Below are 12857 nucleotides of genomic sequence, written 5' to 3' on the forward strand. Positions count from 1 at the left end.
TGGGGCGATGCCGGCGGTGACGAGCGTGCGTCCGTACGCCCTTCCCGTCCGCGCCCCCTTCCGCTACCGAGAGGACCCCTCCATGCCCCCTGTCCGCCCTGCGAGGTCACGCCACGCGCGGCGTGCCCTCACCGCCCTGGTGGCCCTTCCGGTGCTGCTGGCCGCCGTCGGCTGCGGCTACGGCTCCAAGGCCGTGGAGAGCGGCGACCCGGAGCCCGTGGGCGGCAAGAAGGTCGACGGGCTCGACGAGGTGAAGGTCGGCTACTTCCCCAACGTCACCCACGCCACGCCTCTGGTGGGGCTGCGCTCCGGCGGCCCGATCCCGAAGGAGCTGGGCGGCACCAGGCTCAGGACCCAGGTCTTCAACGCGGGCCCCTCCGCGATCGAGGCGCTCAACGCCAAGGCCGTGGACATGGCCTGGGTGGGCCCCTCGCCCTCCGTCAACGGATACGTCAAGTCCAAGGGCAGGAACCTGCGCATCGTCGGGGGCGCGACCTCCGGCGGGGTCTCGCTCGTCGTGGACCCGGAGAAGGTCACGTCGCTCGAAGACCTCAAGGGCAAGAAGATCGCCACCCCGCAGCTGGGCAACACCCAGGACGTCGCCCTGCTGCACTACCTCAAGGGCAAGGGCATCGAGGTCGACCACGAGACGGGCGAGGGTGAGACCTCGGTGCTGCGGCAGGACAACAGGGAGATACCCACCACCTTCCAGCAGGGCGGCATCGACGGCGCATGGGTGCCCGAGCCGACGGCCTCCAAGCTCCGCAGCGAGGGCGGAAAGACCCTGCTGGACGAGAAGAAGCTGTGGAAGGGCGGAGAGTTCGTCACCACCAACCTGGTGGTGCGCCAGGACTTCCTCGAAGACCACCCGGACGCGGTCGAGGCGGTGCTGCGCGGCTCCGTCAAGACCAACGCGTGGATACGCGAGCATCCCGGGCCGGCCAAGAAGTACATCAACGACGCGCTCCAGCGGGACGCGGGCAAGCGGCTGCCGGACAAGGTGCTCGACGCGGCGTTCGCCCGGATCGACGTCACGGACGACCCGCTGGCCGCGACGCTGCGCGAGCAGGCGGACGACGCGGCCTCGGTGGGCCTGCTGGAGAACGCGGACCTGGCGGGGATCTACGACCTCGACCCGCTGAACCGGGTCCTCAGGAGCGAGGGCCGCCCCACTGTGACCGATGCCGGGCTGGGCCGGGACGAGAGCCCATGACCACTACAGGAGGTGAACCGGTGACCGTCACCACGCCCATACCCGCCGCCACCCGTATCGCGGGTGTCTCCAAGACGTTCGGCAAGCAGCACGTGCTGGACGACATCACCCTCGATGTCGCCGACGGCGAGTTCGTCACGCTGCTGGGCGCCTCGGGCTGCGGCAAGAGCACCCTGCTCAACCTCGTGGCCGGACTCGACACCCCCACCTCGGGTACCGTGGAGGTGCCCGGCGGACGCCCGGCGCTGATGTTCCAGGAGCACGCGCTGTTCCCCTGGCTGACCGCGGGCAAGAACATCGAACTGGCCCTCAAGCTGCGTGGCATGCCCAAGGCGGACCGCCCGGCTGAGGCCGAGCGGCTGCTGGAGCTCGTACGGCTCAAGGGCGCGTACCGCAAGCGGGTGCACGAGCTGTCCGGGGGGATGCGGCAGCGTGTGGCGCTCGCCCGCGCGCTGGCCCAGGACAGCAAGCTGCTGCTGATGGACGAGCCGTTCGCGGCGCTGGACGCCATCACCCGGGACGTCCTCCACGAGGAGTTGACCCGCATCTGGTCGGAGACGAACGTCGCCGTCCTGTTCGTCACGCACAACGTCCGGGAGGCCGTCCGCCTGGCCCAGCGCGTGGTGCTGCTCTCCTCCCGGCCCGGGCGGATCGCCCGCGAGTGGGAGGTCGGCATTCCGCACCCGCGCCGGATCGAGGACGCGGACGTGGCCGGGCTGTCCGTCGAGATCACCGAACAGCTCCGGGGGGAGATCCGCCGTCATGGCCAGCACTGAGACACAGCCGAAGACAGCCGGCGCCGAAGGCGCGGAGGCCACCACCGCACCGGCCACCACCGTGCCGACTGCCGTCGAGACCGGGGCCGAGCGTGCCGAGACCGGAGCCGAGCGTGCCGAGGCAGCGGCCGGGAACGATCTGGCGGGGCTCGAAGCGGGGCTCGACGCGCTCGACACCCGCACCACCGACCGCACCCCGCTGCCGGTCCTGCTACGCCGCAAGGCGCTGCCCCCGCTGGTGGCCGTCGTCCTCGTACTGGGCCTGTGGCAGGCCGCTTTCGCGCTGCACCTGAAGCCGGACTACCAGCTGCCGAGCCCGTTGATGGTGTGGGACGCGCTGGCCGAGGAGTGGTACAAGGGCACGATTCTCGGCGTCATCTGGCAGAGCGTCTCGCGCGGCGCGCTGGGCTTCGCGGTTGCGCTGCTGGTAGGTACGCCGCTGGGACTGCTGGTGGCCAGGGTGCGGCCGGTGCGCGCTGCCATCGGGCCGATCCTGTCCGGGCTGCAGTCCCTGCCGTCGGTGGCGTGGGTGCCCGCCGCGATCATCTGGTTCGGGCTGACGGACGCGACGATCTACGCCGTGGTGCTCCTCGGCGCCGTACCCTCGATCGCCAACGGGCTGGTCGCGGGCGTCGACCGCATCGATCCGCTCCACCTGCGTGCCGGAAAGGTACTCGGCGCCACCGGACTGCGCGGCATACGGCACGTCCTGCTGCCCGCCGCGCTGCCGGGCTACATCTCCGGGCTCAAGCAGGGCTGGGCGTTCTCCTGGCGGTCCCTGATGGCGGCCGAACTCATCGCCACCTCGCCGGAGCTGGGCGTGGGGCTGGGCAGGCTGCTGGAAACCGGACGCTCCTACCAGGACATGCCGCTGGTGCTCGGTGCCATCCTGCTCATCCTGCTGGTGGGCATCGGTATCGAACTGCTCATCTTCGCACCCGTGGAGCGGCGGGTGCTGCGCCACCGGGGGCTGCTGCGCTGATGGTCCACGCGCCACTGACCACCGCCCCCGGAGGGGCACCCGCCGCTGCCGGAGGGCCTCCCGCGCTGCTGCTGGTCGCGCACGGCAGCCGCGACCCCCGGCACGCCGCGACGGTCACCACGCTCACGGCGCGAGTGCGGCGGCTGCTGCCCGGCGTCCGGGTGGAGGCGGCCTATCTGGACTTCGACGTACCGTCGGTGCACGGAGCGCTGGGACGGCTGTACGCGGACGGCGTACGCGAGGTCGTCGCCGTCCCACTGCTCCTGACCCGGGCCTTCCACGCCAAGACCGACATCCCAGCGGTGCTGGCCGAGGCGACCTCGGCGCTGCCGGATCTGGCCGTCCGGCAGGCCGAGGTGCTGGGCCCGCACCCCCTGCTGACCGCAGCGCTGGAGCGGCGGCTGCGCGCGGCCGGGCTGTCGCCCGGTGCCGCGCCCACGACCGGCGTCGTCCTGGCGTCCGCCGGTTCCTCGGACCCGGAGGCGAGCGCAGTGATCGCTGAAATCGCGCGGGAGTGGCGGCGTACCACCGGTTGGTGTGCCGTGCGGCCTGCGTTCGCCTCCGCTGCTCAACCCCGTACGGCGGACGCCGTACGGGGGCTGCGGGCCGCGGGCGTCCGCCGGGTGGTGGTTGCCCCGTATGTTCTGGCCCCTGGTCGGCTTCCTGACCGGATCGCGGCCGGGGCTCGCGAGGGCGGGGCCGATGTCCTCGCCCCCGTGCTGGGCGCAGCACCGGAAGTGGCCCGCGTGGTCGCGGAGCGCTACAAGCGGTGTCCCTTCACGTTGCCCGCGCCCGGCATGGGGGCTGCGCTTGCCCACCCTGCGCCCCTGGGGTAGGGAGTGACGCGCCCCCTCAGGGGCACGCGGGGAACTGCGCGCGCAACCAGAACGTGCCCGCAGCCCGCGAACGGCCAATAGGGCACCCCCAGCACGGAAAAGCCCGCCGTGCCCCGTGGGGGAAGGGCACGGCGGGCCTGTGGTGCGCTTACCCGGAAATCCGGCGTTACGCACGGGCGGGGGTCAGAAATGACCGTGAATGGACGTCACTTGACCACGCGGAGCAGTTTGTTGGGCGTGCCCTTGGTGGGGTTGGCGATCGCGCCCAAGGTCGCGCCCTTGGCGAGAGCGGAGGCCACCTCGGCGGGGGTGGCGTTCTTGTGGCCGCTCAGATAGAGGGCCGCGGCGCCGGCCACGTGCGGGGAGGCCATCGAGGTTCCGGACATCGTGGCGGTGCCGCGGTCGCTCTTGTTGCTCGCCGAGACGATGTTCACGCCGGGCGCGTACAGGTCCACGCCCTTGCCGTAGTTGGAGAAGCCGGCCTGCCGGTCCCTGCGGTCACTGGCGGCGACGGTGAGAGCCGTGCGGACCCGTGCCGGTGAGGCGGTGGAGGCGTCGGCGCTCTCGTTGCCCGCTGAGACGGCGTAGCTGACGCCCGAGGCGATGGAGCGCTTGACGGCGGCGTCCAGCGCCGCGTCCTTGCCGCCGCCGAGGCTCATATTGGCGACCGAGGGCCCCTTGTGGTGCTTGGTGACCCAGTCGACGCCCGCAACGGCGAGCGCGGTGGTGCCGGAACCCTCGTCGTCGAGCACGCGCACGGCCACGATCTTCGCCTTCTTCGCGACTCCGTAGCTGGTGCCCGCGATGGTGCCGGCGACGTGGGTGCCGTGGCCGTTGCCGTCCTGCGCCGTGCTGTCCTTGTCCACGGCGTCGTATCCGTAGGAGGCCCGGCCGCCGAACTCGCGGTGGCTGATGCGTACGCCGGTGTCGATGACGTACGCGGTCACGCCCTTGCCGGCGGCCGCCGGGTAGGTGTATTTCCGGTCGAGCTTGTTCGTCTTCTGGTCGATGCGGTCCAGTCCCCAGGAGGGCGGGTTGGTCTGGGTGCCCGTGGTGGTGATCCGCTGGTTCTGGTAGACCCGTGCGACCTTGTCGTCGGCGGCGAGCCTGCGTGCCTCCTGCGCCGACATGCCGGTGGCGTTGAAGCCGTTGACGGCCGAGTCGTAAGTGCGGCTGATCTTTCCGCCGTACTCCTCGGCGAGGTCCTCGCCCGCGCTCCCGGCCCGGAGCGAGCCGCCGGTGCCGCCCTTGAGCAGGACGATGTAGCTGCCCTTGACCGCGTCCTCGGAGTGGGCGCCGACGACGGTGCCCTCGGCCGGTGCCGCGTCCGCCGGGAGGGTGAGGAGCGTCGCGCCGCCCGCGACGGCGAGTGCCGCGCCGATCGCGAGGGAGATCCGGCGCTTGGTGTGACGGGCCACGTGGGTTGCCATGGGCGGGGTACCTCTCCTGGTGGGTTGTGGGGGGATGTCCGGGTGCGTGGGTGCGGCCGGGAGCGGTTTGCTCCCGGCCGCACGGACGTCACCTGGGGACGCGCAGCAGCTTGTTGGGCGTGCCGGTGCCCGGGTTGGCGATGGCGCCCTTGGTGGCGCCGTCGGTCAGTGCCTTGGCGACCTGCGCCGGGGTGGCCGTCTTGTGCTTGCTCAGGTAGAGCGCGGCGGCGCCCGAGACGTGCGGCGCTGCCATGGAGGTGCCCCACATGGACCGCGAGGCGGTGTTGCTCTTGTTGCTGGCCGAGATGATGTCCACGCCGGGCGCGTACAGGTCGACGACCTTCCCGTAGTTGGAGAAGCTCCCCTGCCGGTCTCTCTGGTCGCTCGCCGCGACCGTGATGGCCTGGGTCACCCGGGCGGGGGAGGCGGCGGAGGCGTTGCCGCTGTCGTTGCCCGCCGAGGCGACGACGGTGATCTTCGCGGCGACGGCCCGCTTGACGGCCTCGTCCAGCGCGTAGTCCTTGAAGCCGCCGATGCTCATATTGGCCACAGCGGGGCCGCCCTCGGCCTTGTGGTGCCTGATCATCCAGTCGATGCCGGCGACGGCGTCGGCGGTGCTGCCCCGGTTGTCGTTGCCGAGGATGCGCACGGCGACGATCTTCGCCTTCTTGGCGATGCCGTACTTGGTGCCCGCGATGGTGCCCGCGACGTGCGTGCCGTGGTTGGCGCCGTCCTGCGCGGTCTTGTCGTTGTCCACGATGTCGCGGCCGTTGGCGGCGCGGCCCCCGAAGTCCTGGTGGCTGACCCGCACTCCGCTGTCGATGACGTAGGCCGTCACCCCCGAGCCCGCGCTGCCCGGATAGGTGTACTTCTTGTTGAGGGACTTCGACGCCTGGTCGACCCGGTCCTGGCCCCAGGAGGGCGGCCTGGTCTGGGTGGCGTGCGCGGTGATCTCGCGGGCCTGGACGACCTTCGCCACCTTGTCGTCCGCCGCCAGCCGCCGGGCCTCCTGGGCGCTGAGCCCCTTGGCGGAGTAGCCGTTGAGCGCGGCGTGGTAGGTGTGCTCGACCTTGCCGCCGTACTCCTCGGTGAGGTTCCCGGCCTCGGTGGCTGCCCTGACGCCGGTGCCCTTGGCGGGGTCGCCCTTGAGCAGCACGATGTAGTCGCCCTTGACCGCGCCCTTCGCGCCGGCGCCGAGGACGGTGCCTTCGGCGGGTGAGGCCCCGGCGGGGAGCGTCAGCAGCGTGGCGCCCGCCGCGACGGCGACTGCGGCGCCGAGGGCGAGGGATATCCGGCGTTTGGTGTGGCGTGCCCCGTGTTGTGCCATGCCGAGGGAGTCCTCCGAAGTGTACGGTCGAGCGATCCGTCGATGGATCGTTCGAAACCCTGTCGGATTGCTCCTTGTGGCTCAAGCGACTTGGGGGACTGTGACGGACACGACACAGTACAGTCGCGGCCCTCGCCGGTGCCCATCCGGGCACCTACGACACCGGCCGCGAGTCCCCCCAGAACGCCTCGAACTCCTCCCGGTACGCGGGAAAGAGGGCAGCCTCCCCCTCGTCGCGTACCGCGGACGGCACCGTACGGCCGGGCCCGCGCAGCACCAGAACGGGCGTCTCCATACCCCGCGCGCCGCGCAGATACGACTGCACCACGGCGAGGCCGTCGGGCCCGTCCCCGTCGACCATGTACGCCGTGAACCGCGGGGTCTCGTCGAAGACGTGGATCTCGAAAGCCCCCTGGTCCCGCAGCCGGGCGCGCACCCGGCGCATATGCAGGATGTTGGTCTCCACCGAGCGGGCCAGCTCGCCCTTCTTCAGCCCCAGTTCGCGCTCCCGCCGCTTCACCGCGCTGCTCGCGGGGTTGAGGAACAGCAGCCGTACCCGGCAGCCCGCCTCGGCGAGCCGCACCAGGCGGCGCCCGCTGTAGTTCTGCACCAGCAGGTTCAACCCGATCCCGATGGCGTCCAGCCGCCGCGCCCCGCCGAACAGGTCCTCGGCCGGCAGCTGCCGCTGGAGCCGCACCCGGTCGCCGTGCACGCCGACCACATCGGCGAACCGGTCCCCGACCAGCTCCTCGACCGCGTCGACCGGCAGCCGTCCGGCAGCCGCCGCACCCTCGGGCGCGGCCCCCAGCAGCTCCAGCAGCCGCCGGCACATCCGCTCGGCCTGTGCGAGGACCGTCTCGGACAGCGCGCGGTTGCGCGCCACCGCGCTGCGCGCCACCTCCAGCTCGTCCAGCGCCAGTTCCACCTCGCGTCGCTCGTCGAAGTACGGCTCGAAGCACGGCCAGTGCTGCACCATCAGCTCACGCAGCTGCGGCAGCGTCAGGAAGGAGATCAGCGTGTCGTCTGCCGGGTCGAGAAGGTAGCCCTTGCGGCGGCTGACCTCGCGTACGGCCACGGCCCGCTGCACCCACTCCTGACCGGCGGGACCGGCCGCGGCGATCACCCATTCCTCGCCGTGCACGGGTTCGTAGATCGGCCGCAGCACGGCGGCGACGACAGCGCGCATCCGCTGCTCGACGAGATTCAGCCACACATAGGCCCGCCCCGCGCGCTGCGCCCTGGTGCGCACCTCGGCCCAGTCGTCCTCGCCCCAGCCCACGTCAGCGCCGATCTCCATGGGGCGGGCCAGCGGAACGGCGCCCGGCTGCGGCCCGACCTCCCCCAGCCCTCGCCCGGGCGGACCCGACAGACCCGGCCCGCCCGCCGGATCGTCCGCCGTTCCGGGCTCCGACGCGGCACCGCCGCCGTCCGGCCCCTCACCGCCGTCGCCTGGGGGGAGTTCAAACCCTCCCGCGCCCAACTGCGCACCGCCTTCCACGCCCGGTCTCGGCCCCCGCTGTTCGATCAAGGAAGACTACTGCGGCTGCCCGGGGGGTGCATCCGGAACCCCTGGCAACTTCCGGTGCCCGCACGGGCGGACGGGGGAAGATGACGACTGGGACCACCGCGCCCGCCGCGGTGCCGTACCGACTCGTCGATGGGGAAGAGACACTCCTATGCAGGTCTGGCCGGGACACGCGTACCCCCTGGGTGCCAACTACGACGGCGCCGGCACCAACTTCGCCGTCTTCTCCGAGGCGGCCGAGCGCGTCGAGGTGTGCTTGCTGCACGAGGACGGCTCGGAGACCGCCGTGGAGCTGCGCGAGTCGGACGGATTCGTCCGCCACGCCTACCTGCCCGGGGTGCTGCCCGGACAGCGCTACGGCTTCCGCGCGCACGGTCCGTACGCGCCCGGGACCGGCCGCCGCTGCAACAGCGCCAAACTCCTGCTGGACCCGTACGCGAAGGCCGTCAGCGGCTCCGTCGACTGGAACGAGGCCGTCTTCGGCCACCACTTCGACGACCCGGAGCGGCGCAACGACCTGGACTCGGCACCGCACACCATGACCTCCGTGGTGATCAACCCCTACTTCGACTGGGGCGACGACCGGCCGCCACGCACCGACTACCACCGCACGGTGCTCTACGAGGCTCACGTCAAGGGCCTCACCATGCTGCACCCCCAGCTGCCCGACGAACTGCGCGGTACCTACGCCGCACTGGCGCACCCGGCCGTCATCCGGCACCTGAGCGAGCTGGGGGTGACCGCGCTGGAGCTGATGCCGGTGCACCAGTCGGTCACCGACCACCGCCTCGCCGAAGCGGGAATGACCAACTACTGGGGCTACAACACCATCGGATTCTTCGCCCCGCACAACACCTACGCCTCCTGGGGCGAGCGCGGGCAGCAGGTCCAGGAGTTCAAACACGCCGTACGGGCCCTGCACGAGGCAGGCATCGAGGTCATCCTCGACGTCGTCTACAACCACACGGCGGAAGGCAACCACCTCGGCCCCACGCTCTCCTTCCGCGGACTGGACAATGCCTCGTACTACCGCCTCGCGGACGACCCGCGCTACTACACGGACACGACGGGCACGGGTAATTCACTCCTGATGCGCAGCCCCCACGTCCTCCAGCTCGTCATGGACTCGCTGCGCTACTGGGTGCTCGACATGCACGTGGACGGCTTCCGCTTCGACCTCGCCGCCACCCTGGCGCGCCAGTTCCACGAGGTGGACCGGCTCTCGTCCTTCTTCGACCTGGTGCAGCAGGACCCCGTCGTCAGCCAGGTGAAGCTGATCGCCGAACCGTGGGACCTGGGCGAGGGCGGCTACCAGGTGGGCAACTTCCCGCCCCTGTGGACGGAGTGGAACGGGCGCTACCGCGACACCGTGCGCGACCTGTGGCGCGGGCGCCCCCGCGCGATGGCCGAGTTCGGCTTCCGGCTCACCGGCTCCTCCGACCTCTACCAGGACGACGGGCGCCGCCCACTCGCCTCCATAAACTTCGTCACCTGCCACGACGGCTTCACCCTGCACGACCTCGTCTCCTACAACGACAAGCACAACGAGGCCAACGGCGAGGACAACCGGGACGGCGAGAGCTACAACAGATCGTGGAACTGCGGCGTGGAAGGCCCCACGGACGACGCGGCTGTGGTGGCACTGCGGCGCCGGCAGAAGCGGAACTTCATCGCCACGCTGATGCTGTCCCAGGGTGTGCCGATGCTCAGCCACGGTGACGAGTTCGGCCGCACCCAGCAGGGCAACAACAACGCCTACTGTCAGGACGGCCCGCTCGCCTGGGTGCGGTGGCCGGGCGACGGCGCACCCGCCGACTGGTCCGGCGCACCCGACCAGGCGCTGCACGACTTCGTACGCGCCATGGTGTGGCTGCGCCGTGAGCATCCCGTCTTCCGCCGCCGCCGCTTCTTCCACGGGCGGCCCACGGACGGCACCCACGACGAGCTCTCCGACATCGCCTGGTTCACCCCCGAGGGCTGCGAGATGACACAGCGCGACTGGCAGGCCGAGCACACCCGCTCCCTGACCGTCTTCCTCAATGGCAGCGCCATCTCGGAGCCCGGCGAGCGCGGGGAGCGCATCACCGACGACTCGTTCCTGCTGCTGTTCAACACCCACGACGAGCCGCTGGTCTTCGTCATCCCCGTCAACCACGGCAGGGAGTGGGAGGTGATCGTCGACACGGCGCAGGAGGACGCCCCCACGCGGGGAGGGGGTCCCAAGGTGGCAGCGGGCGAACCGCTGCGCCTGGAGTCCCGCAGCATGGCGGTGCTGCAACGGCCGGTGTGAGGGGACCCTATGGCAACTGGGGGCATGGCACATGGCAACTGAGCGCATGACACCTGAGGGCACGCGACCGATGTCGGTGCCCACCGCGACCTACCGGCTCCAGCTCCAGCCGGACTTCCCGTTCGCCGCCGCCGCGCGCGCCGTCCCGCACCTGGCCCGGCTCGGCGTATCGCATCTGCACCTCTCCCCTGTCCTGACGGCCGTGCCGGGCTCCACGCACGGCTACGACGTCACCGACCACGGCACCGTACGGGAGGAGCTGGGAGGCGAGGACGGGCTGCGCGCCCTGTCGGCGACCGCACGCGCGCACGGCTTGGGGCTGATCCTGGACATCGTGCCGAACCATATGGCCGTCCCCGCGGATCTGCGGCTGAACCGTCCACTGTGGGAGGTGCTGCGGGACGGGCCCGGCTCACCCAGCGCGCGCTGGTTCGACATCGACTGGGCGGCGGGCGGCGGGCGGATACTGCTGCCGGTGCTGGGGGAACGGCTGCACGAGGCGCTGCCCCATATGCGGGTCGAGGAAGGCACCCTGCGCTACCGCGCCCACGTGCTCCCCCTGCGCGAGGGTACGGAGGGCCTGCCGCTGCCCGAGCTGTGCGCGGCGCAGCACTACCGTCCGGCCTGGTGGCGGCTGGGCAGGAGCGAGCTCAACTACCGCCGCTTCTTCACCATTTCGGATCTGATCGCGGTCCGTGCCGAGGACCCGGAGGTGTTCGCCGCGACGCACGGCAAAGTCCTCCAGCTGCTGCGCGAGGGGGTCGCCGACGGGCTGCGCGTCGACCACCCGGACGGACTCGCCGACCCGGGCGGCTACTTACGGCGGCTGCACCGGGAGAGCGGGGGACGCTGGACCGTGGTGGAGAAGATCCTCGCCGACGGCGAACCGCTCCCCCGCTCCTGGCCGGTGGCGGGTACGACGGGGTACGAGGCGCTGCGACAGGTGGACGGCCTCTTCGTCGACCCCGAAGGACACGTCGAACTGGCTCGCCACTACCGGTCCTTCACCGGCGCACCGGCGGATCTGGGCGGCGAGTGGGAGCCGACCCGGCGGCGCGCCGCCCACCGCGTCCTGACGCACGATCTGGCGGCAGAGACCGAACGGCTGATCCGTACCGCCGTACGGGCATGTGCCGCCTCCCCCGAGCTGTCGTGGCGCGACCACGCGCCCTGGGCGCTGCGCACGGCGCTGTGCGAGCTGCTGCTGCGGCTGCCGGTGTACCGGCCGTACACGGCGCACGGCGTGACGCCCGAGCCCCGGGACGCCGCGCTGCTGGAACAGGCGGCGGAGGGCGCCCGCGGCGCCTTCCAGGTGCCGGAGGAGGCCACGGCCGTGGACGCCGTGCTGCGCCTCGCAATGGGTGACGCTCCAGGCGACAGCCCGGCCGAGACCGGGTTCCCCGCACGGTTCGCGCAGCTCTCGTCCGCGCTGCGCGCCAAGTCGGTGGAGGACGCGGCCTTCTACCGCCATGTGCCGCTGCTGTCGGCCTGCGAGGTCGGCGGCGAGCCCGCGCTGCCGGTGGTGGCACCCGCGCAGTTCCACGGGCACTGCACGCGTATGCAGCGCGACCGGCCCATCTCGGGTACGGCACTGTCCACGCACGACACCAAGCGAAGCGGCGACGCCCGCGCCACTCTGGCCGTACTGAGTGAGTGCCCCGGGCGGTGGGCGGCGCTGCTGGAGCGCGCTGAGCACTCCGGTGCGCCCGACCGCCACACCGCATGGGTGTACTGGCAGACCGCGCTCGCTCTCGGCGCGTACCCGCCGCCGCCCCGGCGGCTGGCGCCCGCGCTGCTGAAGGCCGTACGGGAGGCCGGGCTGCGCACCACCTGGACGGAGTGCGACGCGGAGTACGAGGCAGCGGTCGAACGGTTCGTGACGGCGCAGCGCGACAGCGCGGGCGCCCGGGCGCTGGCCGGTTTCGCGCAGCGAATCGCGCCCGCCGTACGGGCCAATGTGCTGGGCGCCGCACTGCTGCACCTGACGATGCCGGGCGTGCCCGACCTCTACCAGGGCACCGAGCGGGTCCACCGTGCGCTGGTGGACCCGGACAACCGCGCTCCGGCGGAACTGGGAGAGCGGCCCGAGGACAGCCCGCTGGACGCGGAGAAGGCACGGCTGACGGCAACGGCACTGCGGCTGCGCGCGGACCGTCCTGAGCTGTTCCTCGCGGAGGCCACATATGAGCCGCTGTACGCGGAGGGCGAGCGGGCCGCGCACTGTGTGGCCTTCATACGGTCGGGCTCGGTACTGACGGCGGTCACCCGGCTCTCGCTGCGCCTGGAGCAGCACGGCGGTTGGGGCGGCTCCCGGCTGGCCCTCCCACCGGGCAGCTGGCAGGACGCTCTCGGCGCACGCGAGCTGACGGGCACCATCCCGCTGAACCATCTCTTCGATGGTGCTCCGGTTGCCTTGCTGACCAGGAAGACATGAGCGCACCCCGGCAGGGGCGCGGGGAACCGCTCCCCTGCCGGCGT

At 71.8% G+C, this 12857-nt stretch carries 9 protein-coding genes; 6 read left to right on the plus strand and 3 right to left on the minus strand.

The genetic code is table 11. The features are described from left to right. The first annotated feature begins 82 nt into the window (after positions 1-82). Genes JW592_RS08150 through JW592_RS08165 form a run of 4 tightly spaced genes read left to right on the plus strand, consistent with a single transcriptional unit; the run spans position 83 to position 3807 of the window. Positions 83-1213, plus strand: a complete 1131-nt coding sequence (locus tag JW592_RS08150; RefSeq protein ID WP_209264247.1) for an ABC transporter substrate-binding protein — start codon at positions 83-85, stop codon at positions 1211-1213. Beyond that, entirely contained in the window at positions 1210-1989 is a 780-nt protein-coding gene (locus JW592_RS08155) for an ABC transporter ATP-binding protein (RefSeq protein WP_209264248.1), read from the plus strand. Before JW592_RS08150 ends, JW592_RS08155 begins: the two co-directional genes overlap by 4 nt. Beyond that, on the plus strand, positions 1976-2971 hold the full coding sequence (locus JW592_RS08160; RefSeq protein WP_209264249.1) for an ABC transporter permease: 996 nt from the start codon (positions 1976-1978) through the stop codon (positions 2969-2971). Before JW592_RS08155 ends, JW592_RS08160 begins: the two co-directional genes overlap by 14 nt. Continuing rightward, positions 2971-3807: a sirohydrochlorin chelatase gene (locus JW592_RS08165; RefSeq protein WP_209264250.1), complete on the plus strand. Its 837-nt coding sequence runs from the start codon at positions 2971-2973 to the stop codon at positions 3805-3807. Before JW592_RS08160 ends, JW592_RS08165 begins: the two co-directional genes overlap by 1 nt. Before the next feature lie 206 nt (positions 3808-4013). Here JW592_RS08165 and JW592_RS08170 read toward each other — a convergent pair whose 3' ends face one another. The 3 genes from JW592_RS08170 to JW592_RS08180 form a co-directional block, all read right to left on the minus strand. Next, the gene (locus JW592_RS08170; RefSeq protein WP_209264251.1) at positions 4014-5237 is read right to left on the minus strand and encodes a S8 family peptidase; all 1224 of its coding nucleotides are present in this window, start codon (positions 5235-5237) and stop codon (positions 4014-4016) included. An 88-nt stretch (positions 5238-5325) separates the two neighbouring features. Then, a complete protein-coding gene (locus tag JW592_RS08175) occupies positions 5326-6564 on the minus strand; it encodes a S8 family peptidase (protein ID WP_209264252.1) in 1239 nt (412 codons plus the stop codon). A gap of 154 nt (positions 6565-6718) precedes the next feature. After that, positions 6719-8044, minus strand: a complete 1326-nt coding sequence (locus tag JW592_RS08180; protein WP_372446469.1) for a DUF5919 domain-containing protein — start codon at positions 8042-8044, stop codon at positions 6719-6721. Positions 8045-8240: 196 nt separating this feature from the next. Between JW592_RS08180 and glgX the strand changes: the two genes are divergently transcribed. Continuing rightward, positions 8241-10379: a glycogen debranching protein GlgX gene (gene glgX, locus JW592_RS08185; RefSeq protein WP_209264253.1), complete on the plus strand. Its 2139-nt coding sequence runs from the start codon at positions 8241-8243 to the stop codon at positions 10377-10379. A 70-nt stretch (positions 10380-10449) separates the two neighbouring features. Beyond that, on the plus strand, positions 10450-12813 hold the full coding sequence (gene treY, locus JW592_RS08190; RefSeq protein WP_229375381.1) for a malto-oligosyltrehalose synthase: 2364 nt from the start codon (positions 10450-10452) through the stop codon (positions 12811-12813). The last annotated feature ends 44 nt before the right edge of the window (positions 12814-12857 follow it).

The organism is Streptomyces spirodelae, from assembly GCF_017676385.1.
Taxonomy (GTDB): domain Bacteria; phylum Actinomycetota; class Actinomycetes; order Streptomycetales; family Streptomycetaceae; genus Streptomyces; species Streptomyces spirodelae.